Origin of the sequence: Nonomuraea aurantiaca, assembly GCF_020215705.1 — a bacterium.
Lineage (GTDB): Bacteria > Actinomycetota > Actinomycetes > Streptosporangiales > Streptosporangiaceae > Nonomuraea > Nonomuraea aurantiaca.
On sequence record NZ_JAIWNB010000005.1, the window covers coordinates 388,174 to 414,265 of the forward strand.

23 protein-coding genes and 1 tRNA gene are annotated in these 26,092 nt (G+C 70.9%); 6 read left to right on the top strand and 18 right to left on the bottom strand.

Annotated features, from left to right (window positions below):
- Positions 1-12: 12 nt before the first annotated feature.
- The 4 genes from LDL49_RS15835 to mraZ form a co-directional block, all read right to left on the bottom strand.
- Positions 13-1,743, bottom strand: a complete 1,731-nt coding sequence (locus LDL49_RS15835; protein ID WP_504854012.1) for a peptidoglycan D,D-transpeptidase FtsI family protein — start codon at positions 1,741-1,743, stop codon at positions 13-15.
- Between the two features lie 758 nt (positions 1,744-2,501).
- Positions 2,502-3,020, bottom strand: a complete 519-nt coding sequence (locus LDL49_RS15840; RefSeq protein WP_225291790.1) for a hypothetical protein — start codon at positions 3,018-3,020, stop codon at positions 2,502-2,504.
- The gene (rsmH, locus tag LDL49_RS15845) at positions 3,004-3,975 is read right to left on the bottom strand and encodes a 16S rRNA (cytosine(1402)-N(4))-methyltransferase RsmH (protein ID WP_225291845.1); all 972 of its coding nucleotides are present in this window, start codon (positions 3,973-3,975) and stop codon (positions 3,004-3,006) included. Before rsmH ends, LDL49_RS15840 begins: the two co-directional genes overlap by 17 nt.
- 215 nt (positions 3,976-4,190) lie before the next feature.
- Complete coding sequence (gene mraZ, locus LDL49_RS15850) at positions 4,191-4,622, bottom strand: division/cell wall cluster transcriptional repressor MraZ (RefSeq protein ID WP_225291791.1); 432 nt, start codon at positions 4,620-4,622, stop codon at positions 4,191-4,193.
- A gap of 408 nt (positions 4,623-5,030) precedes the next feature.
- Between mraZ and LDL49_RS15855 the strand changes: the two genes are divergently transcribed.
- From LDL49_RS15855 to LDL49_RS15865, 3 genes are read left to right on the top strand one after another with little or no spacing between them, the layout of a single operon-like run.
- On the top strand, positions 5,031-6,074 hold the full coding sequence (locus LDL49_RS15855) for an AAA family ATPase (protein WP_372470370.1): 1,044 nt from the start codon (positions 5,031-5,033) through the stop codon (positions 6,072-6,074).
- Positions 6,071-7,333: a DUF58 domain-containing protein gene (locus LDL49_RS15860; protein ID WP_225291793.1), complete on the top strand. Its 1,263-nt coding sequence runs from the start codon at positions 6,071-6,073 to the stop codon at positions 7,331-7,333. The genes LDL49_RS15855 and LDL49_RS15860 overlap by 4 nt, the downstream gene beginning before the upstream one ends.
- The gene (locus tag LDL49_RS15865; RefSeq protein WP_225291794.1) at positions 7,330-9,759 is read left to right on the top strand and encodes a transglutaminase TgpA family protein; all 2,430 of its coding nucleotides are present in this window, start codon (positions 7,330-7,332) and stop codon (positions 9,757-9,759) included. The genes LDL49_RS15860 and LDL49_RS15865 overlap by 4 nt, the downstream gene beginning before the upstream one ends.
- A 72-nt stretch (positions 9,760-9,831) precedes the next feature.
- Here LDL49_RS15865 and LDL49_RS15870 read toward each other — a convergent pair whose 3' ends face one another.
- From LDL49_RS15870 to LDL49_RS15880, 3 genes are all read right to left on the bottom strand, one after another.
- Positions 9,832-10,227 carry an SCO2097 family morphological protein gene (locus tag LDL49_RS15870; protein WP_225291795.1) on the bottom strand — a complete coding sequence of 132 codons (396 nt, stop codon included), beginning with the start codon at positions 10,225-10,227 and terminating at the stop codon, positions 9,832-9,834.
- Positions 10,228-10,430: 203 nt separating this feature from the next.
- Complete coding sequence (gene dinB, locus LDL49_RS15875; protein WP_225291796.1) at positions 10,431-11,672, bottom strand: DNA polymerase IV; 1,242 nt, start codon at positions 11,670-11,672, stop codon at positions 10,431-10,433.
- 42 nt (positions 11,673-11,714) lie between these two features.
- Positions 11,715-12,434 carry a methyltransferase domain-containing protein gene (locus tag LDL49_RS15880; protein ID WP_225291797.1) on the bottom strand — a complete coding sequence of 240 codons (720 nt, stop codon included), beginning with the start codon at positions 12,432-12,434 and terminating at the stop codon, positions 11,715-11,717.
- A gap of 262 nt (positions 12,435-12,696) precedes the next feature.
- Between LDL49_RS15880 and LDL49_RS15885 the strand changes: the two genes are divergently transcribed.
- Complete coding sequence (locus LDL49_RS15885; RefSeq protein WP_225291798.1) at positions 12,697-13,377, top strand: hypothetical protein; 681 nt, start codon at positions 12,697-12,699, stop codon at positions 13,375-13,377.
- Between the two features lie 326 nt (positions 13,378-13,703).
- On the opposite strand, the gene nusB is transcribed toward LDL49_RS15885, so the two are convergent.
- From nusB to LDL49_RS15900, 3 genes are read right to left on the bottom strand one after another with little or no spacing between them, the layout of a single operon-like run.
- Positions 13,704-14,114, bottom strand: coding sequence for a transcription antitermination factor NusB (gene nusB, locus LDL49_RS15890; RefSeq protein WP_225291799.1), 411 nt, complete (start codon positions 14,112-14,114; stop codon positions 13,704-13,706).
- A 1-nt stretch (position 14,115) separates the two neighbouring features.
- A complete protein-coding gene (efp, locus tag LDL49_RS15895) occupies positions 14,116-14,676 on the bottom strand; it encodes an elongation factor P (protein ID WP_225291800.1) in 561 nt (186 codons plus the stop codon).
- A gap of 24 nt (positions 14,677-14,700) precedes the next feature.
- Entirely contained in the window at positions 14,701-15,750 is a 1,050-nt protein-coding gene (locus LDL49_RS15900; RefSeq protein WP_225291801.1) for a M24 family metallopeptidase, read from the bottom strand.
- 144 nt (positions 15,751-15,894) lie between these two features.
- On the opposite strand from LDL49_RS15900, the gene LDL49_RS15905 reads away from it, so the two are divergent.
- Positions 15,895-17,730, top strand: coding sequence for a glycoside hydrolase family 9 protein (locus tag LDL49_RS15905; RefSeq protein ID WP_225291802.1), 1,836 nt, complete (start codon positions 15,895-15,897; stop codon positions 17,728-17,730).
- Between the two features lie 354 nt (positions 17,731-18,084).
- On the opposite strand, the gene LDL49_RS15910 is transcribed toward LDL49_RS15905, so the two are convergent.
- The 4 genes from LDL49_RS15910 to LDL49_RS15925 form a co-directional block, all read right to left on the bottom strand.
- Positions 18,085-19,647 (bottom strand): serine/threonine-protein kinase, encoded by a 1,563-nt coding sequence (locus LDL49_RS15910; protein WP_225291803.1) that lies wholly within the window; start codon positions 19,645-19,647, stop codon positions 18,085-18,087.
- Between the two features lie 158 nt (positions 19,648-19,805).
- Positions 19,806-20,111, bottom strand: coding sequence for a hypothetical protein (locus LDL49_RS15915; protein ID WP_225291804.1), 306 nt, complete (start codon positions 20,109-20,111; stop codon positions 19,806-19,808).
- A gap of 156 nt (positions 20,112-20,267) precedes the next feature.
- A tRNA-Met gene (locus LDL49_RS15920) sits at positions 20,268-20,341 on the bottom strand.
- 53 nt (positions 20,342-20,394) lie between these two features.
- On the bottom strand, positions 20,395-21,435 hold the full coding sequence (locus LDL49_RS15925; RefSeq protein ID WP_225291805.1) for an LLM class F420-dependent oxidoreductase: 1,041 nt from the start codon (positions 21,433-21,435) through the stop codon (positions 20,395-20,397).
- Positions 21,436-21,527: 92 nt separating this feature from the next.
- On the opposite strand from LDL49_RS15925, the gene LDL49_RS15930 reads away from it, so the two are divergent.
- On the top strand, positions 21,528-22,415 hold the full coding sequence (locus LDL49_RS15930) for an endonuclease/exonuclease/phosphatase family protein (RefSeq protein WP_225291806.1): 888 nt from the start codon (positions 21,528-21,530) through the stop codon (positions 22,413-22,415).
- A 73-nt stretch (positions 22,416-22,488) separates the two neighbouring features.
- On the opposite strand, the gene LDL49_RS15935 is transcribed toward LDL49_RS15930, so the two are convergent.
- Genes LDL49_RS15935 through LDL49_RS15950 form a run of 4 tightly spaced genes read right to left on the bottom strand, consistent with a single transcriptional unit; the run spans position 22,489 to position 26,059 of the window.
- Entirely contained in the window at positions 22,489-23,052 is a 564-nt protein-coding gene (locus tag LDL49_RS15935; RefSeq protein ID WP_225291807.1) for a nucleotidyltransferase family protein, read from the bottom strand.
- Positions 23,049-24,140 carry an XdhC family protein gene (locus LDL49_RS15940; RefSeq protein WP_225291808.1) on the bottom strand — a complete coding sequence of 364 codons (1,092 nt, stop codon included), beginning with the start codon at positions 24,138-24,140 and terminating at the stop codon, positions 23,049-23,051. Before LDL49_RS15940 ends, LDL49_RS15935 begins: the two co-directional genes overlap by 4 nt.
- A complete protein-coding gene (locus tag LDL49_RS15945) occupies positions 24,133-25,203 on the bottom strand; it encodes a vWA domain-containing protein (protein ID WP_225291809.1) in 1,071 nt (356 codons plus the stop codon). The genes LDL49_RS15940 and LDL49_RS15945 overlap by 8 nt, the downstream gene beginning before the upstream one ends.
- On the bottom strand, positions 25,196-26,059 hold the full coding sequence (locus LDL49_RS15950) for an AAA family ATPase (protein ID WP_225291810.1): 864 nt from the start codon (positions 26,057-26,059) through the stop codon (positions 25,196-25,198). The genes LDL49_RS15945 and LDL49_RS15950 overlap by 8 nt, the downstream gene beginning before the upstream one ends.
- Between the last annotated feature and the right edge of the window lie 33 nt (positions 26,060-26,092).

Consider the following 26,092-nt stretch of genomic DNA (forward strand, 5'->3'; position numbering starts at 1 on the left):
TACCTTCCCTGGTCACTGTCCCGCGCGCGCCCGCACCGTGGGTGCGGCCGAGCCGGTCGGCGGAATCTTCTTGCTCTTGATGGCGAACGTCATCACGTCCTTGAAAACAGGGGCCGCCACCTGGCCCCCGAAGTGGTCCTTCTTGGGATTCTGCAGCACGGACAGCACGACCAGCCGCGGCGCGTCGGCCGGAGCGAATCCGGCGAACGACGCCGTGTAGCCGTCGTAGCGGCCGAGCTGGGCGTCGTAGCGGTTGGCGGTGCCGGTCTTGCCCGCCACCCGGTATCCCGGGATGGCGGCCAGCTCGCCGGTGCCCTCGGCGCTCACCGCGGTCTCCAGCATGGTGATGATCTCCTTGGCGGTCTTGTCGCTGACCACCCTGGTCTGCTTACCGGGAGCGGACGGTACGAACCTGCCCGACTCGTCCGTCGTGCCGGCGATGATCTGCGGCTCGACCTTGACGCCGCCGTTGGCGATGGTCTGGTAGACGCTGGCCATCTGCAGCGCGGTCACGGACACGCCCTGCCCGTAGGCGATCGTGCAGCTCTGGCTGCCCGACCAGTTCTTGTAGTTGGGCAGCAGGCCGGCCTCCGCGTTGGGCACGCCGCCGCCCGGCTGCGCGCCGAAACCGAAGCTCTTCAGCATTTGGTAAAGGCGCTCGCTGCCGACCTTGCGCGCGGCCATGATGGTGGCGACGTTGCTGGACTCGGCCACGGCCTGGCGGTAGGTCATCGGCTCCGGCTTGTGCGGGTGCGCGTCGTGCAGCACCCGGTCCGCGCACCTGATGTTGTCCTTGACCTGGAAGACCGTGTCGGGCGAGACCACGCCGGCCTCCAGGGTGGCGGCGGCGGTGATCACCTTGTTGGTGCTGCCGGGTTCGAAGACGTCGGAGGCGGCCCGGTTGACGTAGAGGGCCGGGGGGGCCTTGCGCCAGTTGTTCAGGTCGAGCTCGGGGGCGTTGGCCATGGCGATGATCTGCGCGTTGCGCACGTCCATGACGATGACCGTGCCGCTGCTCGCCTCGGAGTCGCTCACCTGCTTGGCCACCGCCTGCTGGGCGGCCCACTGGATGTCGCGGTCGATGGTCAGCCGCACGTCGCGGCCGTCGACCGGGACCGTGCGCTGGCTGCTGGTCATGGGGATGCGCTGGCCGTCGCGCCCGGTCTCGACGCGCTGCTGGCCGTCGCGCCCCTTCAGCAGGGTGTCGCGCGCCTGCTCCATGCCGCCCAGCCCGCTCTGCTCGTCGCCGACGAACCCGATCAGGCTGCCCGCCAGGTCACCACCCGGGTAGACGCGGCGGTAGGTCTTCTTCGTGGTCAGCGCGGGCACTTCCGCCTTGAGCAGGCGGCTGGCCACGATCGGGTCGGCGTCCCTGGCCAGGAGCTGGTATTGGGTGTCGGTCTTGGCCAGCTTGGCGGCTATCTCCTCCTGGGGCCGGCCGAGCTGCGCGGCGAGCACGGCGGTGATCTTCGCCCGCACCGTGTCCTTGATCTTGCTGGGGTCGATGGCGATCTCGCGGGCCTCGACGGTGACGGCCAGCGCGTGGCCGTTGACGTCGGTGATGGACCCGCGCTTGGCCGGGATGTCCTCGGTCTGCGTGCGCTGGCCCACGGCCCGCGCCTCATAGACCTTGGAGTCGAGGCCCTGCATCTGGATGAGCCGGCCGCCGAAGATCGACAGGATGAACGTCATGCCGATCAGGCCGATGTTGATGCGTCGGCGCGGGTTGCCCAGGCGCAGCACGGGCGACGGCTTGGGCGGGCGCGGGGGCGCCGGGGGCCTGCGGGGCGGCCCCTCGCCGCCGCGCCGCCCGGCGGGCTGCGCGCGCGTGTGCTCGTCGTCGCGGGTACGGCGGAGCCTGCCGTCGCCGGGACCCTCGTCGCGGGGCCGGCGCACGTCACGGGGGACCTCTTCGCGGGTACGGCGGAGCGGGCCGTCGTCCTGGCGGGCGCGGGAGCGCGTGTCCCTGGCCGGGGGTATGCGGTCCCTGGGGCGTTCGGCCTCCGGGCGCGGGCGTACGGAACGCTGGCGGGCACGCTCCTTGGCGGCGTCGTCCCCGTCCTGCCGGGAACGCCACCTCGGCCCGTCACCGCCCTGCCGGGACCGGCCACGTGGACCGTCACGGTCGTCTTCACGGGATCGGCCGCGCGGACCGTCACGCTCGTCGGGAGCGGGCCGGCCACGCGGACCGTCACGCTCGTCCTCGCGGGAGCGGCCGCGAGGCCCGTCAGCCGGGTCCTGCGGGCGCCGGGCCCCGCGGTCGTCTCCGTCGTCGCGGCCGTCGTCCCTGACGAACGGCCCGAAGGGGAGATCGAGCGGGTCCGGGCGCTTTCGCGGCTCCTTGGGTGGATCGTCGGGCCGGCCCGCCCCCTCCGAGCGAGCCGATCCCGCCTGCCGCCCCTGCCGCCCCGGCCCGCCTGGGGTACGGCGAGAGGCGCCGGGCCCTCCCTGGGAACCGGCGCCGCCGCGGCCGGGACCCTGCCCCCTGCCGCCTGTGTCTCTCACCGTCCCTGGTCCGCCTGGCTGGTGACGGCGCCCGCCTCGGTCAGCACGTTGGGCTTGTCCCAGTCACGGTGCTGACCCTGCATCTCGGCCTGGTCGGCGATCGGGCCGGGACCCATGTTCTTCTCGTTGGTGAGCTTGGCGTCCTCGTTGGCCTGCCGTGCCACCTCGATCTCTTTACGCAGGTTGGCCGCGGTGATGGAGTCCTGCGCGAGAACGGTGTTGAGCAGGAGCAGGCTCAGCAGGCCGCCGCACATCAGCCCGACGACGAGCAGCACGAACGGGGCCCGCTGGCGCCCCCGCGACGGACGTCGCTTGAGCGCCGGGCGCGCCCGCTCCCGGCTCGCCGGGGTCCCGCCGGGACCGGTCGTCTCGGGAGCGTCGGGGCGCGATCGCGGGATGGGCTTGGACTGGTGAGGCACGCCGGGCCTGCGCGGGCCGGGCTTGGGCGCCGTCTTCGGCGGTACGCCGCGGACGGCCGCGCCTCGCCTGCTCTCCTGCTCAGTCCTGGTGGTCAACACGGATCCTCTCTGCCGCCCGTAGCCGGGCCGAGGTCGCCCGCGGGTTGCGGGCCAACTCTTCTTCACTTGGGAGCTCGGCTCCCCTCGTCAACAGGCGGAACCGCGGCTGATGAGCCGGCAGCGGGACGGGCAACCCGGGGGGGCCGGTGTCCTTGGTTCGCGCCGCGAGGACCTGCTTGGTGAGCCGGTCCTCCAGGGAGTGGTAGGAGAGCACGACGACTCGCCCACCGAGCACCAGCGCGTCGAGCGCCGCGGGCAGCGCCGCCTCCAGGGCGGCGAGCTCCGCGTTGACCTCGATGCGCAGCGCCTGGAAAGTTCTCTTGGCGGGGTTGCCCCCAGTGCGCCGGGTGGCGGCTGGAATCGCCTGACGAACGATCTCGGCCAACCGCTTAGTCGACGTTATGGGGCCCTTGGCCCTTTCCTGGATAATTAGCCGTGCGACACGCGGTGCGAACCGTTCCTCTCCGTAATCGCGGAGGATGCGGGTTAGCTCCCCGGCCGAGTAGGTATTGACCACCTTCTCCGCTGTGAGCTCTTGATCCGTATCCATCCGCATGTCGAGCGGAGCGTCATAGGAATAGGCGAATCCGCGTTCGGCCTCGTCCAGCTGCGGCGAGGACACCCCCAGGTCGAACAGCACCGCGTCGACGGTGGCGCGGCCCGCGCGGGCGAGCACGTCGGCCAGTTCGTCGGACGAGGCGTGGGCCAGCGTGGTCCGGTCGGCGTAGGGGGCGAGCCTGCGCGTGGAGAACTCGATCGCGAACGGGTCGCGGTCGATGCCGATCAGGTGCAGAGACGGATGAGCGGCGAGCAGGGCCTCCGAGTGGCCACCGAGGCCGAGGTTGGCGTCGACGACGACGGGCTCCTGGCCGGTCAGCGCCGGAGCCAAGAGCTCCAATACGCGGTCGAGCATGACCGGAACGTGACCGCCCGTGCCTGCGTTGTCGTACATCTCCAACCCCCCTCTCGCGTCCTTGCTCGCGGATGACGCGTCCGGACGATCATCGGCCCACCTGGCCCCCACCCGGCGCCGTCCGGCCAGGTCCCCATCCGCACCCTCTTCGTGGACGCCTGCCATCTGACACCGGGGAAGGTGCATCAGCTGGCGGGCAGTGGTTGCGGGTGGAGACCTCGCCGAACGACATCTCCGACGGATCGACCGTGGCTCTAGAGAATCCCTGGCAGCACCTCCTCCGACAGATCGGCGAACGCCTGCTCCTGCGCTTCGAGATAGGTCTCCCAGGCTTGGGCGTCCCAGATCTCCAACCGGGTGTTGGCCCCGATGACCGCGCAGTCACGCACGAGGCCCGCGTATTGGCGCAAGCTCTGCGGGATCGTGATGCGCCCCTGCTTGTCAGGCGTCTCGTCGGACGCGCTGGCGAAGAAGACGCGGCTGTAGTCGCGCACCGCCTTGGCGGTGACCGGGGCGGTGCTGAGAGCCTCGGTAATGCGCTGGAACTCCTCTACGGGAAAGACGTAGAGGCATCGCTCCTGGCCTTTGGTGATCACAAGACCCTCCGCCAGCTCCTCACGGTACTTAGCCGGCAGGAACAGCCGTCCCTTGTCGTCCAGACGCGGCTGATGGGTGCCGAGGAACATCGGCCCCACCTCCCGTGCCTAGCGAAGCGCTCAGCGCTGGCGCACCGGGCCCTCCACTGCGCACCACCATACTCCACTTCTCCCCACCGTCAACTGATTCCCAGCCGCTTCGTCACTAGATCGCCGCGCGTTAGTGCAGGTCAGAGCCACGTCGTCGGGTGGGGGGCGGTGGGGCGCGGCCCAACCCTCATGGGCGTGTCGAGGGTTGGAATGACCATGGAATTAGCGGATCAAGCGCTTCACGAAGCGCCGCGTGGTGGAAAGTGGAGCGCATCGCGCGGGCCACTGTCACGGGATTCGCACCCGTATGACGCAACAACCGCAACTCGGGGCAGGTTCTCTGGAATATCGGTAAAAGTCGCCCAAGAACCCCCAGCGTCGTAGGGTCGTACACACAATGGAAAAGGAATGGCATGGCTCCCGCAATCACGCCCCGGCACGCGGGACTGCCGTAGCACTTCTCATGGAGGCCTGGTGGCAGTAACCCATGACGTCCCTAGCCGGCTCGACGAGCTGGTCTCCACCGCGCACCGGATTCGGCAGGCGATCGAGTCGGTGATCGAGGGCAAAGGGGACGCCGTCCGCCTCACCCTGACTGTCCTGCTGGCCGAAGGCCATCTGCTGATCGAGGACGTGCCGGGAGTCGGCAAGACCATGCTGGCCAAGGCGCTGGCCAGGTCCATCGACTGTCCGGTCCGGCGCATCCAGTTCACGCCGGACCTGCTGCCCAGCGACATCACCGGTGTGAGCGCGTACAACCAGCAGACCCGGGAGTTCGAGTTCAAGCCGGGACCGGTGTTCGCCAACATCGTGGTGGGCGACGAGATCAACCGGGCCTCGCCCAAGACGCAGTCGGCGCTGCTGGAGTGCATGGAGGAGCGTCAGGTCACGGTCGACGGGGTGACCTACCCGCTCGACGCGCCCTTCATGGTGATCGCCACCCAGAACCCGATCGAGATGGAGGGCACCTATCCCCTCCCCGAGGCCCAGCGCGACCGTTTCACCGCGCGGGTCGCGATGGGCTACCCGGAGCCCTCGGCCGAGCTGGAGATGCTCGACGTGCACGGCGGCACCCCACCGCTGGACAAGCTGCAGCCGGTCGCGACGACCGCCGAGGTGCGCGCGCTGATCGAGGCGGTACGCGGCGTGTACGTCTCGCAGCCGGTCAAGAAGTACGCCATCGACCTCGCGGTCGCCACCCGTCGCTCCCCCGACCTGCGGCTGGGCGCCTCGCCGCGCTCGACCCTGCAGCTGGTCAGGGCGGCCAGGGCGAACGCGGCGCTGTCCGGGCGCGACTACGTCATCCCCGACGACCTGCAGGAGCTGGCCGTGCCGGTGCTCGCGCACCGGCTGCTGCCCAGCGTCGAGGCCCAGGGCCAGCGCCGCCTGCCCGAGCAGGTGGTGACCGAGCTGGTCAGGCGCGTGCCCGTGCCGGAGACGCGAGCGTCGTGAGAGACGGACTGCGGGCGCTGACTTCCCGGGGACGCTCGTTCCTGGCCTCCGGGGTGGCCGCGATGTTGATGGCCTTCCTCCTGGGCGAGAACGACCTGTTCAGGATCGGGGTCCTGGTGACGGCGCTGCCGCTGCTCGCCGCGATGGTGGTGGCGCGTACCCGCTACCGGCTGAGCTGCGCGCGGCGCCTCGACCCGGCCAGGGCGGAGGTGGGCGGTGAGGCGACCGTGACGCTGCGCCTGGAGAACGTCACCCGGCTGCCCACCGGGCTGCTGCTCATCGAGGACACCGTTCCGTACGCGCTGGGCGTGCGGCCCCGGTTCGTACTGGACCGGGTGGAGTCGCGCGGGATCCGGGAGATCGACTACCGGGTCCGCTCCGACCTGCGGGGCCGCTACACGATCGGCCCGCTGTCCGTGCGCATCACCGACCCGTTCGGGCTGGTGGAGCTCACCCGAGGGTTCACGATCAGCGACACGCTGGTGGTGACGCCGCAGGTGGTGGCGCTGCCCCACGTACGGCTGTCGGGTGAGTGGACCGGGGGCGGCGACAGCCGCACCAGGAGCGTGGCGGCGGCCGGCGACGACGACGTGGCTCCGCGCGAGTACCGGCAGGGCGACGACCTGCGGCGGGTGCACTGGCGCTCCACCGCCCGCCACGGCGAGCTGATGGTGCGGCGCGAGGAGCAGCAGTGGCAGAGCCGCGGCGCGTTGCTGCTCGACACGCGCCGCTACGCCCACCGCGGCGAGGGCCCGCGCTCCTCCTTCGAGGTGGCGGTCTCGGCCGCGGCCTCGATCGGCGTGCATCTCGCCCATGAGGGCCTGGGCCTGCGGCTGGTGACCGACCAGGGCGCCGAGCACCTGACCGACACCGGGTTGAGCTGGTCGCTGCTCGACACCCTCGCGGTGGTACGGCACAGCCCCGCCCGCTCGCTGGAGCTGGGCGTGTCCGCGCTGCGCCAGGGCGGCGGCGACGGGCTGATCGTGGCCGTGCTCGGCTCGCTGGACCCGGAGGAGGCCAGGGAGCTGGCCCGGCTCAGGCACAGCGGCATCACCGGCGTGGCCGTGCTCCTCGACGTGGGCACGTGGGACGGCGGCGAGCCGGGCTCCACGGAGAACTACCAGGCGGTGCAGGCGGTCCTCGCCGGTTACGGGTGGCGCATCGTGCGACTGCCCGCCGGCGTCCCGATCGCCTCGGTCTGGCAGGACGCCGCCAACCGCGGCAGGTACGCGCTCAGCCCGGCGGGAGGTGTGGCATGAGGCTGTCGATCGCCTCCGCGGTGGCCACGTTCTGCGCGGCCGTCCTGCTCTATCCGCTGTTCCATGGCGGCTCCTGGTTCTGGGGGTCGCTGGGCGCGGTGCTCGCGGTGATGTGCGGTGGCCTGGTGAGCGGTCGGCTGTCACTGCCCGCGTGGGCGGCGGCCCTGGTGAGCGTGGCCGCGCTGTGGATCTATCTGACCATGGCCTTCGCCTCCGACAAGGCGTGGGCCTGGGTGGTGCCGACCAAGGGGTCGGTGGTGGAGCTGGTCAAGCTGCTGGGCACCGGCTGGACCGACATCCAGCGGTTCGCCGCGCCGGTGCCCGCCACCGAGGGCATCGCGCTGCTGACGACCGGCGGCGTGGGGCTCATCGCGCTCGTGGTGGACCTGTTCGCCGCCCGGTTGCGGCGGGCCGCGCTGGCGGGGCTGCCGATGCTGGCGCTGGCCACGGTGCCGGCCACGATCCTGCCGGATCCGATCAGCTGGCCCGCGTTCATCATCGCCGCCCTCGGCTTCACCAGCCTGCTGATCGCCGACGGGCGCGAACGCGTCGGCCACTGGGGCCGCGCGGTACTGGTCCGGCGGACCCGCGTCGCCACCTCACCGGTGCCGGGCGCCGAGCGCGAGACGGCGGACACGCGGGGGCTGCGCCTGTCGGGCAAGCGCATCGGGTTCGCCGCGATCGCGCTGGCGGTCCTGGTGCCCGCGGCGTTGCCGGCGATGGAACCGGTGTCGTTCTTCACCTTCGGGGTGGGCGGCAATGGGCCGGGCAGGGGCAATTCGATCAGCATCCCGAACCCCATCGCCGGCCTGAAGGGCCAGCTGGAGCTGCCGGAACGGCGCGTCGTCCTGTCCTACACCAACACCGATGACAAGCCCCGATACCTGCGGATCTACTCGCTCGACACCTTCGACGGCGAGCAGTTCGGCATGACGGAGCCGAAGGGCACACCGGATAACAAGACGGAGAACGGCCCACTGCCCAGTCCGCCCGGCCTGTCACCGGCGACCAAGGTCTCCAACGTGACGACCAAGATCCAGCTCAGTGACGAGATCGAGCGGCTGTCCTTCCTGCCCCTGCCGTACCCGCCGAGGCAGATCAACATCGACGGCGACTGGCGCGCGGACGCCACCACCCTGATGGTCTTCTCCACCCGGGACGAGGCCGCCGGGCTCGGCTACGAGGTCCTCACCACCGAGCCCACGGTGACCGGCGACCTGCTCGAGACGCTGCCGCAGGCCAGGGCCTCGGCGAGCGATCCGCGTTACCTCAAGCTGCCGGACAACCTGCCCTCGGAGATCAGGGACCTGGCGGCCAAGGTGACGGCGAACGCCCGGACGAGCTACGAGGCCGCGGTGAAGATCCAGGAGTTCTTCACCAAGACCGGCGACTTCACCTACAGCCTCAGGACGCAGGGCTCCGGCAACTCCGCGCTGAAGGACTTCCTGCTGCGCAGCAGGGCGGGTTACTGCGAGCAGTTCGCCACGTCGATGGCGGTGCTGGCCAGGCTGGTGGGCATCCCCGCCCGGGTGGCGATCGGCTACACGGGCGGCACGAAGGACGGCGACAGGTGGACGGTCGGCACGAACGACTCCCACTCGTGGCCGGAGCTGTACTTCGACGGCGTGGGCTGGCTGCCGTTCGAGCCCACTCCGACGGGCTCGCTCGGCCAGGGCAGCGCCCGGGTGCCCGCCTACACCCAGCCGCTCCCCCGTTCCACGAGCGACAGCTCGACGCCGACGCCCGGGGCGACCAGCACGGCCGACGACTCGCCGCTCGGCCCGCAGAACCGGGACAACCCCCGCGCGCTCGACCGCGAGGCCACCATCGCCGACAGCGGGCTGCCGGTGGACGACTCGATGCCGCTGATCGGCAAGATCGGCATCGGCGCGGGCGTGCTCCTGCTCATCCTGCTGATCCCGGCCGGGATACGGCTGATCACCAGGAGCAGGCGGGTCCGCGCGCTGGGCTGGAAGGTCTCCGAACCGTCGGACGAGATGACGGCCAGGGTCGTGGCGGGCAGCCACCCGGCCGTGGCGGCCGCCTGGGCGGAGCTGGACGACGTGCTGTACGACTACGGAATGGCCCGCGAGCCCAGCGAGACGCCCCGGGCGCTGGCGCGGCGGCTGACCGAGCGCTATGAGTTCGGGGCCGAGCCGGCCGCGTCCATCGCGACGATCGCCTCGGCGGTCGAGCGGGCGCTGTTCGCGCGGGACGCCGGCCAGATCGCGCCGATGAAGAAGGACCTTCGCAAGGTACGGCAGGCGCTGGCGGCCACGGTGTCGCGCTGGAGGCGGGTGCGGGCGCTGCTGATGCCCCCGTCGACGCTGCGGCGGCTGCGTCAGATGGGCGAGGGAGTGCTCGACGGCTTCGACCGGCTGGAGAACATCAGGTGGCGGCGGACGGCGGCCCAGAAGGGGTCGTGACCGTCCGAATCGACCGTGCGGTCGTCCCCCTTCCGGGGGCGGCCGCACGGTCGTCTGGAGGTCGTCCGGCGCTCAGCGCTCGTCGTTACGACGGCGCCAGCGCTCTTCCATGCGCTCCATGAAGCTGCCTCGATTGCCCCGGCGGGCCTGCTTGCCCGAGACGGGCGCACCGGAGGCGGGCGCGGCGTCACCGAACCCGTTCATACGTTTCCAGCTGGACAGACCCCACAGACACGCGACGAGCATGACCACGAAACCGCCGACGCCGAGGAGAATCATATTGATCACTACGCCGACCATCAGCAGGACGACGCCGAGCGCAAAGCCGATGGAGGCCTTGATGAGGCGACGTTTGTAATGGCTGCGCGGGTCACTGATCCTTACGGTGTTGGCCCACTTCGGGTCCTCGGCGTAGAGGGCCTGCTCGATCTGGTCGAGCAAGCGCTGCTCGTGCTCAGAGAGCGGCACGGCGCCTCCCAAGGACGGCCCCAGGACGGGGAAGACGGCAACGGACGACACGGGGTGTCCGAACCTCGCGGTCGGTTATCCCCAGAATACGAGGCTGGAGACGTAGGCGAAAGCGAACGCCCAACGCAGACCAAACCGGAGGTGACGTCATGACTCCATTGTGGGTCATCCAGCGCCCCTCCCCAGAAATCGTGACATCGACGTCATGCCTCCATTTCATCAAGTCTGCCGCGTACAAGCGACGCCGGGAGCACCGCATCTGGACCAAATCTGCGGATTGCCCGATCCATCGCCTGTTCGGCCTCCCGCCAGCCGGTCTCCCGCTCGCCCAGACCGAGCTGGCGGGAGGATGAATCGGCGGGGCGCAGGTTTTCCATCCTGACCCCGACCAGGCGCAGCCGCACCCGCTCGAGTCCGGCCGCCTCGAAGAGCTCGCAGGCCGTCGCGTAGATCTCCTGGGCCACGTCGGTCGGCTCTCTGAGGGTCTTGGACCGGTTGATCGTGGAGAAGTCGGCACGGCGCAGCTTCACGCTCACAGTCCTGCCCACGTGACCGGCCTTACGCATCCGGGAGGCCACTCGCTCGGACAGGCGCAGCAACTCGCGTTTGATCACTTCGGGATCGTCGACGTCGGCCGCGAAGGTCTCCTCGTTGCCGATGCTCTTGTCGGGCACGTGCGCGGTCACCGGGCGCTCGTCGCGCCCCCATGCCAGCGCGGCCAGATGGCCCCCCACGGCCTGGCCCAGCTCGCGCCGCAGGGTGTTGACGGGAACCTTGGCCAGGTCGCCGACCGTGCGGATGCCGAGGCGCGTCAGGGACTGCTCCGTGCGCTCTCCAACGCCCCACAGGGCCGAGACGGGCAGCGGGTGGAGGAAATCCACCACCTCGCCCTCGGGCACCACCAGAAGGCCGTCTGGCTTGCACTGCTTCGAGGCGAGTTTCGCGACGAACTTGCTGCTCGCCACCCCCACCGAGCAGGTGATGCCATAGCGCTCCAGCACCTGGGCCCTGATCATCGCGGCGATCTCAACTGGCGAGCCCAGCCTGCGCCGGGCGCCGCCGACGTCGAGGAACGCCTCGTCGGAGGCGATCGGCTCGACCATCGGGGTGATCGCGTGGAAGACCTCCATGACGCCCTTGGAGACCTCGGAGTATTTGCCGTGGCTGGGCGGGATGATCGTGGCCTGGGGGCACATCCGGCGGGCCCTGCTCATCGGCATCGCCGAGTGCACGCCGTAGGCCCTGGCCTCGTAGGTGGCGCTGAGCACCACGCCGCGCCCGGCCGGCGAGCCGACGATCACCGGGCGCCCTCGCAGCTCCGGGCGGTCGAGCAGCTCGACGCTGGCGAAGAAGGCGTCCATGTCGACGTGCAGGATCGGGCAGCCGCCGTCATCGGCCCCGGTCTGTGGAGCGGGGCCGATGCCCGTGATCTGCTTGCGAGACACGCCACCATTCTATCCGAACACGTGTTCCATGGTAGGGACAGGTCAGCCGCGATGGCCCAGGACGTGGAGCTGCGTGGCGATGTCACGCAGCACGGGATGGACGGCGGCGGCCTGTTCGAGCGCCACGAGGGCCTCGGCGGCGCCCGGCTCGCCGTCGACCAGCCTACTGGGCACCAGGTCGGCGAACACGCGCACGCCGTGCACCTCCCCGACCGTGAACCCGGTCGCGGCCAGCAGCTGGGCGAGCGTCTCCGCGGTGTAGCGGCGCGGGGTGGGGTCGCGGTCGCCCCAGCTGCCCCTCGGGTCGCTCAGCACGGCCCTGGCCTCGTCGAACTGGCCGGCGAGCGCCCGGTGGATGGCGCTGGACACCGGGTTGGCGGCCAGCACGCTGATCGCGCCGCCCGCGCGCAGCACTCCGGCGACGGCCGTGAGGGCGCTGATCGGGTCTTCGACGTATTCGAGCACGCTGTGGCAGAGGACCAGGTCGGCACTGTCATGGTCGAGCAGGTCGCCCAGGTCGGCGGCGTCGCCCTGCAGGGCGCGCACGCCCACGCCCTTCTCCTTGGCCCGGCGCTCCAGCGCGGCCAGCGAGTCGGGGCTCGGGTCGACCACGGTGACCGTGTGGCCCAGCTCGGCCAGCGGCACCGCGAACCCGCCGGTCCCGCCGCCGGCGTCGACGATGTCGAGACCGTCGCGCCCCGTGGCGGCCGCCCGCTCGGCCAGCACCGCCCGCAGCGCCGCCCAGACGACGGCGGTCCGCACCGCCGGAGTCCTCGTCACGCCCGCGGTACGCCCTTCAGAACGCAACCTCGGCTCGCCTCCCTCTGCTCCACGAACCTGGTCCCTGGCCATGTCCCTGACTCCGCCCAAGACTACGCGCTGTGGGAGATCGCCCGCTCCGCCTCCTCGCTTCCAGGATCGCCGAAGCGCGCCCGCCGGCGCCGCCCGGTGCGATGGAGTTACAGGCGACGTTCTACACACAGAGGGACTTATGAGGATTTTTCGGTATATTTCGCTGGCAGTTGTGGCCCTGGGGCTCCTGCCCTCCGTACCGGCTCAGGCGGAGACGGCGGGCGAGGTCTACGGCGCGTACTCGCGCATGATGTCGCGCAGCGCCGGCCAGTTCTGGGCCGACGGCAGGGCCGCCGGGCAGTGGGCCTGGAAGCCGCTGTCGGACACCACCTCGGAGATCAGCTGGGGCGATCCCGCCAAGTGGCCGCCGAGCTACGCGGAGAAGTTCGTCCACGACGGCGACTGGGTCATGCTCGACGGCTGGCGCGACAACGGCACCTACTACCGCGTACGGATCACCAAGGAGCAGATCGGCGACGCCACGTGCGGCGACCTGCGCACCCTGGCCACCAGCGGCCGACAGCACTACGTGAAGTGGGACATCCCCGGACAGGCGTACTGCCTCAAGGCCTGGGGCACCATCACCGAGGAGTCCTCGGGCAAGGTCGTCGACTTCGGCCACACGCAGATCTGGTCGCCGCCCGCGCCCTGTACCAACGCGAAGTACGGCCGCAAGACCTGCGTCAAGCAGTGGGAGTCCTGGTGGGACAACCAGGGCGCGCCCGGCCGGCCGATCACCAGGAAGCTGGAGCGCGACCAGTTCATCGCCCGCGGCATCGGCATGGCCTTCGCCATCCAGCAGTATTTCCCCAAGGCGTGGCGGGCCGAGGCGCACTCCGACTGGACCTGGTAGAGCAACGTGGTGCCCCGCCGGCTGGGATGGGCCGGCGGGGCTTTTGTGGGGCGTCGGCGCCCATGGCCAGCGCCGTCTTCTGACGCGGGACGGGACCGGGGCGGGTGGGCTCCTGCCGAGCCGCACGGTCAACCGCGCGCCCGGCGGGCGTCGAACGGTTGACCGTGCGGCATACACGTCCCTCGCCTAGCGCAAGCCGTGCAGGCCGCGTGTCTGGAACGTACCTCACGAATATGGACGGACTTCGGATCAGAAGTAGGAACTTCTTCTACTCGGAGGGGCCGGCATCCGCCGCGGGTAGAACCCGATGCATCCGAAGAGGCTGTCTAAAGAGTGATACTTGGCTTCAGCTGCTTGAAGCGGGCCAGCAGCCCGTTCACGAACTGGGGCGACTCATCCGTCGACAGCTCGCCCGCCAGGTGCACCCACTCGCTGATGACCACGCCCTCGGGGACGCCGGGCATCCACAGGAGCTCGTAGGTGCCGCCCCGCAGCAGGTTGCGATCGACGGCGGGCATGCGGTCGAGGGTCCAGCCCTCGGAGTAGGTGGTGATCAGCTCGTCGATGCGGGCCTGGTGACGGGCCACGCCCTCGACGATGGTCGAGGTGTATTCGTTGACCGGGGGTTCCTGCCGTTCGACCCGCTCGGCGAGGATCCGTAGCGGATCCTCGCCGCGCAGTTCGGACTCGAAGAGGATGTCGAGCGCACGCCTGCGTGCTTTGCCTCGCGCCGACACCTCAGGCCCGGCCGAGGTATTCGCCGCTGCGGGTGTCGACCTTGATCTTCTCGCCGGTGGTGATGAAGAGCGGGACCTTGACCTCGGCGCCGGTCTCCAGCGTGGCGGGCTTGGTGCCGCCGGTGGAGCGGTCTCCCTGCAGGCCGGGCTCGGTGTTGGCGATGATCAGCTCGACCGCCGCGGGCAGGTCGATGTAGAGCGCCGAGCCCTCGTTGAAGGCGATCGTGGCCAGGGTGTTCTCGAGCATGTAGTTGGCGGCGGTGCCGACCGTGCCGGAGGGCACGTTGACCATGTCGTAGGTCTCGGTGTCCATGAAGACGAAGTCGTCGCCGTCCTTGTAGGAATATTGCATCTCGCGCTTGTCGACGTTGGCCACGTCGACCTTCACGCCGGCGTTGAAGGTCTTGTCGACGACCTTGCCCGAGAGCACGTTCTTGAGTTTGGTGCGGACGAACGCGCCGCCCTTGCCCGGCTTGACGTGCTGGAACTCCACAACGGCCCACAGCTCACCGCCGTCGAGCTTCAACACCATGCCGTTCTTGAGGTCGTTGGTCGTCGCCACTCGTAATCTCCCGCGTGTGGCCGCTCAAAGGACGAGCAGCTCCTTGGTCGTCTTCGTGAGGAGTTCCGGCCCGCCCGTGCGTGTCACAAGGGTGTCCTCGATGCGAACACCGCCCCGGCCCGGGAGATAGATCCCCGGCTCGACGGTGACAGGAACTCGATCCTCAAGTCTACCGGTCCTCGACGGGCCCAGGAACGGGTCCTCGTGGATCTCCAGTCCGACGCCGTGACCGAGCCCGTGCCTGAAGTGGCCGCCGTGACCCGCCGCCTCGATGACCGAGCGGGCGGCCGTGTCCACTTCCTTGGCCGTCGCGCCCGGCGCCAGCGCCTCGCTGCCCGCGCGCTGCGCCTCGGCGACCAGGTCGTAGATCTCCCGCTGCCAGGCGGCCGGGCCGCCCAGGGCGACCGTACGCGTCATGTCGGCGTGGTAGCCCTGGTAACAGGCGCCGAAGTCGACGGTGACCAGGTCGCCGGTGCGCAGCTCCCTGCCGGTGGGCGCGTGGTGCGGGATGGCGCCGTTCTCGCCCGCCGCGACGATGGTGGCGAAGGCCGGTCCGTCGGCGCCCAGCTCGATCATGCGGGCCTCGAGCAGCCGGGCGACGTCGCGCTCGGTGACGCCGGGGCCGACGTTGCCCATCACGTCGGCGAGGGCCTGATCGCTGATCGCGCAGGCCGTACGGAGGAGTTCGAGCTCGTCGTCGTCCTTGACCGCCCGCAGCACCTCCACGAGCGGCTCCAGCGGCACGGGCCCGCTCTCCAGCAGGCTGCTCAGCCGGTTGAACGTCGCCACGCTCATGCTCGCCGCCTCGATCCCGATGCCGGGCGCGGCCAGCCGGGCCGCCACGTCGGACGCCTCGACGGCCGCCACGTCCAGCCCGCGCGTCTTCTCGATGTAGCGGTTGTCGGTCACCAGCAGCGCGGAGCCGTCGGCCTTGACGAGCACCGCGGCGTTCGAGCTCTCCAGCCCGGTGAGGTAGCGCACGTTGACGCCCGAGGTGACGAGGATCGCGTCGACCTCGCGCGCGGGCAGCATTTCCGCGACCCGCGCCCGGCGTTCCGGGTAATTGACGGTCATTTCGTCAATGTACGTGTATTAACCCTCGCGCCACTATTGACCTCCCCTGTCACACGCGAATACCGTGCCGAACGCTGTTCTCATAATTCCATGGAGCGCCCCATGATGAGGTACGCCTTAGCTGTCGCCTTGACCGTTCTGACCATGGGGAGTGTCCCGGCCGCGGCCGCGCCGCCGCCACCCGGCCATATCCGGGTCGATCAAGTGGGCTTCGCGCCCACGGAGTCCAAGCACGCCTTCCTGATGACCCGCGCGCGGTCCGCGGGCGCGCGCTTCAGCGTCGTCCGCGCCGACGGGCGCGAGGTGCTCAGGGGTACGGCGGGCCGCGACCTGGGCTCGTGGAACGGCACGTACGAGCACGTGTACGGCCTGGATCTCACATCCCTGAAGGACCCCGGCCGCTACCGGATCAAGTCCGGCACGATCACCTCCCCCGCCTTCCAGATCTCCCCCGCCTCGCCCACCTCGAAGATCCTCACCTTCTTCGAGGGACAGCGGGACGGCGGCCGCAGGCACGCCAACGACAAAGCCGCCTCGGTCTACGACTGGCCCGTGTTCACCGGGCCGGACACCGACGAGATCAAGGGCGGCCTGCGCAAAATCGGCGGGCCGGTGAACGTCGAGGGTGGCTGGTTCGACGCGGGCGACTATCTCAAGTTCACCCACATCCTGGCTTATGTCGACACCCTGCTCTGGGCCTCGGCTCGGGACGGCGGACCCGACCAGCGTCTCAATCGCGAAGCCACCCACGGCCTGAAATATCTAGACAAAATGTGGGACGGCGCTTCCAAGACGCTCTACATCCAGGTCGGCATCGGCGCGGGCGACAAGGACGCCACCTACGTCGGCGACCACGACGTCTGGCGGCTGCCCGAGTCCGACGACTCCGCGAAGCAGCGCTACCTGCGCCACCGGCCGGTCTTCCGCGCGGCCGCCCCCGGCAAGCCGATCAGCCCCAACCTGGCCGGCCGTACCGCGGCGGCCTTCGCGCTGGCCGCGCAGCTGGAGACCTCCCGGGAGCGGGCGACGGCGCTGCTGGGCAAGGCGGCGGCGGTCTACGCGATGGCCAAGACGGAGAAGGTGGGGCAGCTCGTCACGTCGCTGCCGCACGCCTTCTACCCGGAGAGCGCCTGGCGCGACGACATGGAGCTGGGCGGCGCCGAGCTGGCGCTGGCGGCGCTGCGGCTCGGCGACGACCGGGCCGCGGGCTGGCTGGAGCAGGCGGCACGCTGGGCCGGCCAGTACCTGGAGCACGAGGCCGGTGACGACACCTTCAACCTGTACGACGTGAGCGCGCTCGCCCACACCGACCTGGTCAAGGCGATCCGGCAGGCGGACGCCGCCAGCCCGGTGCGGGCCGACCAGGTGATGGGCCCGGACGGGCAGCCGGCGCTGATCGCCTCGGGCGGTCAGCAGAAGATCTCCGACGGGCTGGCGATCTCCGAACAGCGGCTGGTGGACGATCTGCGGGCGCAGCTGGAGATCGGTTCCGCGCGGGCCGCCAAGGATCCGTTCCGGGCGGGGGTCGCGTACGCGGAGTTCGACGCGGTGCCGCACGCGTTCGGGCTGGCGGCGACGTCGCGGCTGTACGAGTCGGTGAGCGGGGACCGAACCTACGACGCCTTCGGGACGTGGCAGCGCGGCTGGGTCTTCGGCGCCAACGCCTGGGGCGTGTCGTTCGTCGCCGGGGCGGGCGAGAACGCGATCCGGTGCCCGCATTACCAGATCTCCGACATCACCCGGAAGCCCGCGACGGGGGCCGTGGTGAACGGGCCGAACGACGCGTCACTGTTCCACGACGGGCTGGGCGGGCACCTGGAAGGGATGGTGCCCTGCCCGTCGGACGGGGTGGACCGCTACGCGCCGTTCACCGGGCGGGGCAGCCGGTTCGTGGACGACGTCCGGTCCTGGCAGGCGTCGGAGCCGGCGGACGACTTCGCGGCCATCGGGGTGTACGCGCTTTCGCTGATGTCGCGCTGAGGGTGATGACCCCGATGGGTCCCCGGGGGTCTCGTCCCACGACCGTCTCAATCCGTGTGACGGTCCGTGGTGGCTGAGGTCCCTTTGGAGGGATGCCCCTCCGGGGGGCGGAAGAAGACCGTCCGTCGTGGCGGGCGTCCCTCAGGAGGGATGCCCCCTTCGGAGGAACAGAAGAACGGCTACCCGGTGTCCGGGCGATCCCGTGGGGCCCGGTCCGAGCGGCCCTCGGACCACTCGCCCTCGGGTTCGGGTCACTGCGCGGGCGCCGGACCGGGCCTGTGCGCGAGTGTCGGACCGGGCCTCCGCACGGGCGGAGGACGGGCGTCACAGCGGGCGCCGGACCGGGTGTCCGGGTCAGGGCTTCCAGTTGTCGAGGAAGTCGTTGAGGGGTCCCGAGGTGGGTACGTCGCCCTTCTCCTGGCCCTTGCGGAGCTCGCGCATGACGCCCGTGATCTGGTCGAGCGCCGAGTCGTCGTGGTTCTCCAGGAACTTCCGGCCGGCCTTCCTGATCTTCTCGTGGGCCTTCCGCGCGGCGCGGGGCTCGATGTCGCCGATGGTCTCCTGAGCCGTCACCGACTTGTCGAACTCGCCCAGCCACTTCACCCACCCCCCGGGCGGGACGCTGTTGGCCAGCGTGCCCTTGGGGTTCGGGGTAGGGCCTGGATCGGTCGGGAGGGGCGCGATGGACGTGGACGGTTCGGGGGTCTCCGTCGGCTCCGGGGTCGACGTGGTGGTGATGGGCGTCGCCGAGGGCGTCGGACCGGCTTCGGGTTCGCCGCGCGAGCCCGCCCACAGGACCAGGCCCACGGTGACAACCGCGATCACGGCCAAGGCCGCGCCCAGCTGCACGAACAGGCGGCGGTTGGACGGCGGCGGGGGCGGCGGCGCGTCATAGATCGCCGTGTCCCCCTTGCGCGGGCCATCACTGTCGTGAAACGCCCCGGCGGGCATGGCGTGAGTGTCACCAGCACCCGGCCGGGTGAAGATCTGGCCGGTCTGCGGAACGCCGCCCGGGTGGGAGGTGGCCTGACCGGGCTGGGGTGCACCGCCCTGATGTGGAGCGCCCTGAGGTGCCGTGGGGGGCGCGGCCTGACCGGGGTGCGGCCCCGTGGCCGGGCCGGGCTGGGTGCGGGGTGGGCGGGCGATGGCGGCCAGCGCTCGGCGTACCGTCTCACCGCCGGCCGGGCGTGCGGCGGGGTCCTTGGCGAGCATGGCCAGCACCAGCCGGTCCAGCTCGCCCGGCACCTCCGCCCGGTGGCGGCTCGGCGGCTCGGGCTCGGCGTGCAGGTGCCGGTCGCCGACCTCGTCCGGCGTGCCTTCGAACGGCGGGCGGCCGCACAGCGCCTCGTAACAGACGCACCCGAGCGCGTACAGGTCGGCGGCGGCCTCCCCGGCGCGTCCGCCGATCACCTCGGGCGCCCGATACAGTACGCCGTCGTCCGAGGACACCTGGTCGGCCAGCCCGAACCCCACGACCTTGAGCACCCCGCTCCCGGCCCGCCGGAAGCTGTCGGGCCCGATCTGGCCGTGCACCACCCCGGCCCGGTGCGCCGCCTCCAGTCCCGCGGCCGCCTGCCCGACGAGGTCGCAGACCTCGGTGATGGGCAGCGGCCCCTGCCCGGCCACCTCCTCGCCGATGCTCTCCCCGGTGAGGAACTCCATCACCAGGAACGGCGCCCCCTCGTGGTCACCCACGTCGAGCACCATGGCCACGTTCGGATGGATCACCCGGGCCACGGCCTGGGCATGCTGCCGGAGCACCTCGGGCGTGGCCGCCCCGGTGTCCAGCACCTTCACGGCCACGGTCCAGTCGGCGCGCTGGTCGTAGCCGCGCCACACCTGGCCCGTCGGCCCGCTGCCGATGAGCTCATCAAGCCGATATCGGCCGGCGACCAAGGACGGCGTCGCGTCGGACATTATTTCCGCCAATAACTACAGAAACGGCAATTTCGACCCACCCTAGGCCCCCACGAGCCTCTGCCGCCCCAAAGCGGCGATCAGGACAGGGCGCCGCCACTGTCAACCCGCCGGGTCACCGAGACGTCTCATGACGAAGAGACCGAGCGACGGGCGCGTCACGCCCGGGGCGCATCGTCCTCGGGCCAGTCCTCGGCGTAGATCAGCGCGAGTTCTTGCCACACCTCGTCCACGGGTCGTCCCTGCACCCGCGCGAGGTGCCGTACGAGCAGGAGGATGAGATGCAGGGAGGCCATCGCGGCGACCTCCCGCGGAACCTCGTTGATGACCCGGCCGATCACCTGCAGGCCGATGGGGTCACTGGTGTCGCCGCTCTCCCGTGCTTCCAGAGCGACGGTGACCATCGCCAGCACGGCGTTCATGTGCTCTTTGAGGAAAGCGCCCCGCTGAGGGCTGCCTGTCATGACTCATGCACCTTCCGGCATGGAGGGATGGCGCCCTTGGGCACCCGCACCAGCATGACGTCTCCGCCGGTGCGATGCGCATTGATTCGCCCAGGAGAGCGCTTGCCATCACACATGAAGAACGCCCGCCCTCCCAGAGGAGAGCGGGCGTCATCGTAGCGGGGGCAGGATTTGAACCTACGACCTCTGGGTTATGAGCCCAGCGAGCTACCGAACTGCTCCACCCCGCGTCGCAAGAGAAAGACTATCGGATCCCGGGAGTGCTTCGGTCGCCCAGCGGGAATCAGGAGGCGATCTCCTTGATCCGCTCGATCAGCTTCACCCGGTCCTCGTGCGTCGCCCCGAACGGCGCGATGTTGAGCGTCGTCACCCCGGACTCCTTCATCGCCGCCACCCGGTCCCGGACGAACCCGTCGCTCCCGATGAGCGACATGCTCTCCAGCAGCTCGTGCGGCACCAGCGCCGCCGCCTCCTCCTTCTTCCCGTCGAGGTACAGCTCCTGGATCGCCTCGGCCTCCTTCTCGTAGCCGTAGCGCCGCGCGAGGTCGTTGTAGAAGTTGCGGCCCTTGGCGCCCATGCCACCGATGTACAGCGCCGCCATCGGCCGACCGAACTCCAGCAGCCCCGCCACGTCGTCGCCGATCGCCAGCGACGCCTGCGCGATCACGTCCAGCTCGCCGAGCCCGTCCTGCCGCTTGGCCCGCCCGGCGGCCAGCGACGGGCCCCACACGTCGGCGGCCTTCTCGGGTACGTAGAAGATCGGCTCCCAGCCCTCGGCGAGCTCCGCGGCCAGCTCGACGTTCTTGGGGCCGATGGCCGCGATCACGATAGGGACGCGGGGGCGTACCGGATGGTTGATGATCTTCAGCGGCTTGCCGAGCCCGGTCCCCTGGCCGGGCGGCAGCGGCAGCGTGTAGTGCTTGCCCTCGTACTCCAGCCGCTCACGCCGCCACACCTGGCGGCAGATCTCGATGATCTCCCTCGTACGGCCCAGCGGCGCGGTGTACGGCACGCCGTGGAAGCCCTCGATCACCTGCGGCCCCGAGGCGCCGAGGCCCAGCGTGAAGCGCCCGTCGGAGACGTAGTCCAGGCCCGCGGCGGTCATCGCCAGCAGCGCCGGGGTGCGCGAGTAGATCGGCAGGATCCCGGAGGCGATCTCCAGCCGCTCGGTCTTGGCCGCGATGTAGCCCATCTGGCTGACGGCGTCGAAGCTGTAGGCCTCGGCGACGAAGACGATGTCGAGACCCGCCTTCTCGTAGTCGGCCAACTCGGCGACCGACTCCTTGAAGCCGCCCGAGTAGTTCAGTGCCATACCGATGCGCATGCCGGGCTCCCGATGAACCGAATGATGTTCCGTTGCGACGGCAACAGGTTAGCGCGCCGCGTCTCCGTCAGCGAGCGGCTAGCCTGGGTCGAATGCTGAAGCGCGTCGTCATCGCCGTGTCCGCCGTGCTCGCCGTGGGACTGGCGGGGCATCAGCTGATCCCGGTGCTCGGCGGGTTCACCCCGGTGATGGAGAGCCTGCTGCCCTGGTTCGGCCTGATCGTGCCGATGCTGGTCGTGGCGGCCGTCGTGGCACGCTCCAAGCTGGCCACGGCCGCGGCGCTCGTGCCCGGCGTGGTGTGGGCGTCCATGTTCGGCTCCACGCTGATGCGCACCCCGCCCGGCGGCCAGAGCGACCTGGCGGTCGGCACGGTCAACGTGGGCGTCACCAACAGCGCCTCGGGCGAGGCGGTGCGCCGCATCGCCGAAGACCTCGACCTGCTGGCGGCCCAGGAGCTGACCAGCGGCGGCCCGGCCGCCAAGCAGCTGAACAAGATGTTCAAGTACCACTATCCGGTGAGCACGGTCGGCCTGTGGAGCCGCTACCCGATCACCGAGACCAAGCCGCTCGACGTCGGCATGGGCTGGCCGCGCGCGCTGCGGGCCGTGGTGGTCACGCCCAAGGGCAAGGTCACCGTGTACGTCATGCACCTGGCCTCCGCCCGCCCCGGCCACACCGCCTCGCGCGACGAGTCCCTGGCCTCTGCCCGCAAGCTCATCGACGCCGACCCGAGCAAGCGGATCCTGCTGCTCGGCGACCTCAACACCGCCACCACCGACCGGGGCATGCAGGGGCTCACCCCGCCGCTGACCGACGCCCAGCTCACGGCGGGCGACGGCTTCGGGTTCACCTGGCCGTCGGAGTTCCCGATCACCAGGCCGGACCACATCCTGTTCAAGGGGATGACGGCGACCAAGGCGGGGGTGGCCCCGGCGACGGGCAGCGACCACCGGGCAGCGGTCGCGTCACTCCGCCTCTAGAGGGACACCAGCCGCCACGGATCGTCACAGGGGTCGAGACGGTCGCGTGACGAACCCCGGCGAACGTCCGGGGTCAGGTCTCCAGCAGCGCCAGGTCCTCAGGGGTGTCGATGTCGGCCGGGTCGCCCAGGCCGTCGCACGGCACCTCGGTGACCAGCTCGGGATGCGCCTTCAGGAACGGTCTGGCCCCCACGTCCCCCACGGCCAGCGCGGCGACGCCGGCGAAGTGGCGGCGGGCGATCAGCACGGGGTTGCGGCGCCGGCCGCCGTAGGTCGCCACGGCCACCTCGGCACCCGCGTCGACGAGGGCGTGTACCGCCCCGGGCCCGATGAACGGCTGGTCCACCAGCGCGATGACCACCGACTCGGCCTCCTCGGGCAGCGCGGCCAGCCCCACCCTCAGGGACGAGCCCATGCCCGTCGCCCAGTCCGGGTTGCGCACGGTGACCGCCCTGCGCACCTGTACGGTCGCCGCCCCGAGCACGACCACCACCGGATGGCAGCCGCCGTCCTCCAGCAGCCGCACGCCCCGGTCCACGAGCCGTTCGCCCTCGTACTCAACCAGCGCCTTCGGCGTGCCCAGCCGGGCGCCCTGTCCGGCGGCGAGCAGCAGCCCGGCCACCCGGGAGGCTCTCATGGCGTCTCCTGGTGGATGCGCCCCTCGGTGTGGGTCAGCGGCCGACCCGAACCGCCCCAGCGGAGCTGGATCAGCTCGGCGGCGATCGACACCGCCGTCTCCTCAGGGGTCCGGGCGCCCAGGTCGAGGCCGATGGGCGACCTCAGCCGGGCCAGCTCGTCCTCGGTCAGGCCCGCCTCCCGCAGTCGGGCCAGCCGGTCGTCGTGGGTGCGCCGGGAGCCCATGGCGCCGATGTAGCCCGCGCCGGTGCGCAGCGCCACCTCCAGCAGCGGCACGTCGAACTTGGGGTCGTGGGTGAGCACGCAGATGACCGTGCGCTCGTCCACCTGCACCGAGGCCAGGTAGTCGTGCGGCCACTTGACCACCACCTCGTCCGCGTCCGGGAAGCGCTTGGGGGTGGCGAAGACGGGCCGCGCGTCGCAGACGGTCACGTGATAGCCCAGGAACTTGCCCACCCGCGCCACCGCCGCGGCGAAGTCGATCGCGCCGAACACCAGCATCCGCGGCGGCGGCGCGAACGACTGCACGAACACCGCGAGGTCGTCCAGCCGCCGCTCGCCCTGCCCGCCGTAGTGCCTGATGCCCGTCGCGCCCTGGGCCAGCATGCCGCGGGCGTCGTCGTCGACGGCCGCGTCGAGGCGGTCCACGCCGAGCGTGCCCGAGGAGCGGTCCGGCCAGATGACGCGCCGGGCGCCCATCCGCCCGGGGCCGGAGACGATCGTGGCGACCGCCACGGGTTCGTGCGCGTTCACGGACGCCGCGATGTCGCCCAGCTGGGGGAAGGTCTCGATCGAGATGGGTTCGACGAGGATGTCGATGATGCCGCCGCAGGTCAGCCCGACGGCGAAGGCGTCGTCGTCGCTCACGCCGTACCTCTGCAGGATGGGCGTGTCGATCTCGGTGGCCAGCTCGAACACCGCGCCCTCGACGCAACCGCCGGAGACGCTGCCGACCACCTCGTCGCCGCGCACCGCCATGGCCGCGCCCGGCGCGCGGGGGGCGCTGCTGAACGTGCTCACCACCGTGGCGAGCCCGAACCTGAGCCCCGACCTCCACCAGCGGATGATCTCCGGGAGCACGTCACGCATGGGCGAGCCTCTCACTGAGTTCTTCGAAGGCGGCCAGGCTGTGGCCGGCCACCAGATCGTCCAGGTACGGCAGAGCGGCCCGCATGCCGCCGGTCAGCGGCTGGTAGTCGGCGTACCCCTTGTGTGGGTTGACCCAGATGACCCGGTACGCCTGCCTGGCCAGCCGGGCCATCTGCGTGCCGAGGAGTTCAGGGTCGCCCCGTTCCCAGCCGTCCGAGGCGATCACCACGATCGCCCCTCTCGCGCCGGCGCGGGTGAGGTATTCCCTCAGCTCCTCGCCCAGCCTGGTGCCGCCGCTCCAGTCGGGCACGGCCTTGGACACCTCGTTCAGTGCCGTGCCGGGGTCGCGGTGGCGCAGCTCGGCGGTGATCGGGGTGAGCCTGGTGCCGATCGAGTAGACCCTGGTGGCCCGCGGCTCGCTCCTGACCAGGGCGTGCGCGAAGCGCAGCAGCGTCTCGGCATACGGGGCCATGGAGCCGCTGACGTCCACGAGCAGCACGACGCGGCGCGGCCTGGTGGTGTGCCGCCGGCGCCGCAACCGCGCGACCTCGCCCTTCCTGAGCGCGTCACGGATCGTCCGCCGCTGGTCCAGAACGCCCCGGTGCGCGGCCTCGAACCGCCGCGAGCGCCGCTGCGCGCGCCGGCCGCGCAGCATCGACAGCAGCCGGTGCACCTCCGCCCGCTCCGCCTCGGTCAGCCGGGCCACGTCCCGGTTGCGCAGGATCTCGGTACGGCTGGCGGTGCCGGGCACGGACTCGGCCTCGCCCTCCTGCCCGTCCTGTTCGGTGGCGGCGGTGTGCCGGGTGACGGTCGTGGTGCTCGTACGGCTGACCTTGGCGGTCCGGCCGCCGAAGTAGGCGGCGAAGCAGCGGTCGTACCTCGGTAGGTCGTCGGGTGTGGCGCAGAGCGTGAAACGGCCGGCCCAGTAGACCTCGTCCGGCGCGCTCACGTCGAGGTGGTCGAGGGCCAGCAGCAGGTTGCGGGTGCGCTCGTGGTCGGCGGCGACGCCGGCGGCGCGCAGCGTCCTGGCGAAGCCTGTCATGGTCGCGGCCAGGTCACGCATGGAGGAGGCCGTTGCCCAGGACGTTCTCGACGTCCTCGCGGTACTTCAGCGCGGCACCCAGCGTGGCCGCGGCGCGGCCGGGGTCGAGCTCCTTGGCGCCCAGCGTGAGCAGCGCCTCGGTCCAGTCGAGCGTCTCGGCCACGCCCGGCGGCTTGACCAGCCCGGCCTGCCGCAGCCGCGCCGCCGCCTGAGCCACCTGTACGGCCAGCGTCTCGGTGCAGTCGGGCAGGCGGCGCAGCAGGATCGCCACCTCCCTGTCGAAGTCCGGGTGCTCCAGCCAGTGGTAGAGGCAGCGGCGCTTGAGCGCGTCGTGCACCTCACGGGTCCGGTTGGAGGTGACGACCACGACCGGCGGCGTCTTGGCGCTGACCGTGCCCAGCTCGGGGATGGAGATCGTGAAGTCCGACAGCACTTCCAGCAGGAACGCCTCGAACTCGTCGTCGGCCCGGTCGATCTCGTCCACGAGCAGCACGCTGGGCTGCGTCTCGACGGCCTTGAGCAGCGGCCTGGCGATCAGGAACCGGCGGTCGTAGATCTCGCCTTCGAGGCGGCCCACGTCGGTGATCCCGGCCGCCTCGGCGGCCTTGAGGTGGAGCAGCTGGCGGGCGAAGTCCCAGTCGTACAGCGCCTGGGCGGCGTCGAGCCCCTCATAGCACTGCAACCGGATCAGCGGCGCCTCCAGCAGGGTGGCCAGGGTCTTGGCCAGCTCGGTCTTCCCGACCCCCGCCTCCCCTTCGAGGAACAGCGGGCGGCCCATCCTGAGCGCCAGGAACGCGGCCGTGGCCAGTCCCTCGTCGGCCAGGTAGGCGTGCCGGTCGAGCAGCTCGATGAGCTTGTCCGGAGACTGGATGTCCATTGCCGTGATTGTCCGCCGCAGCACGCCTTCAGG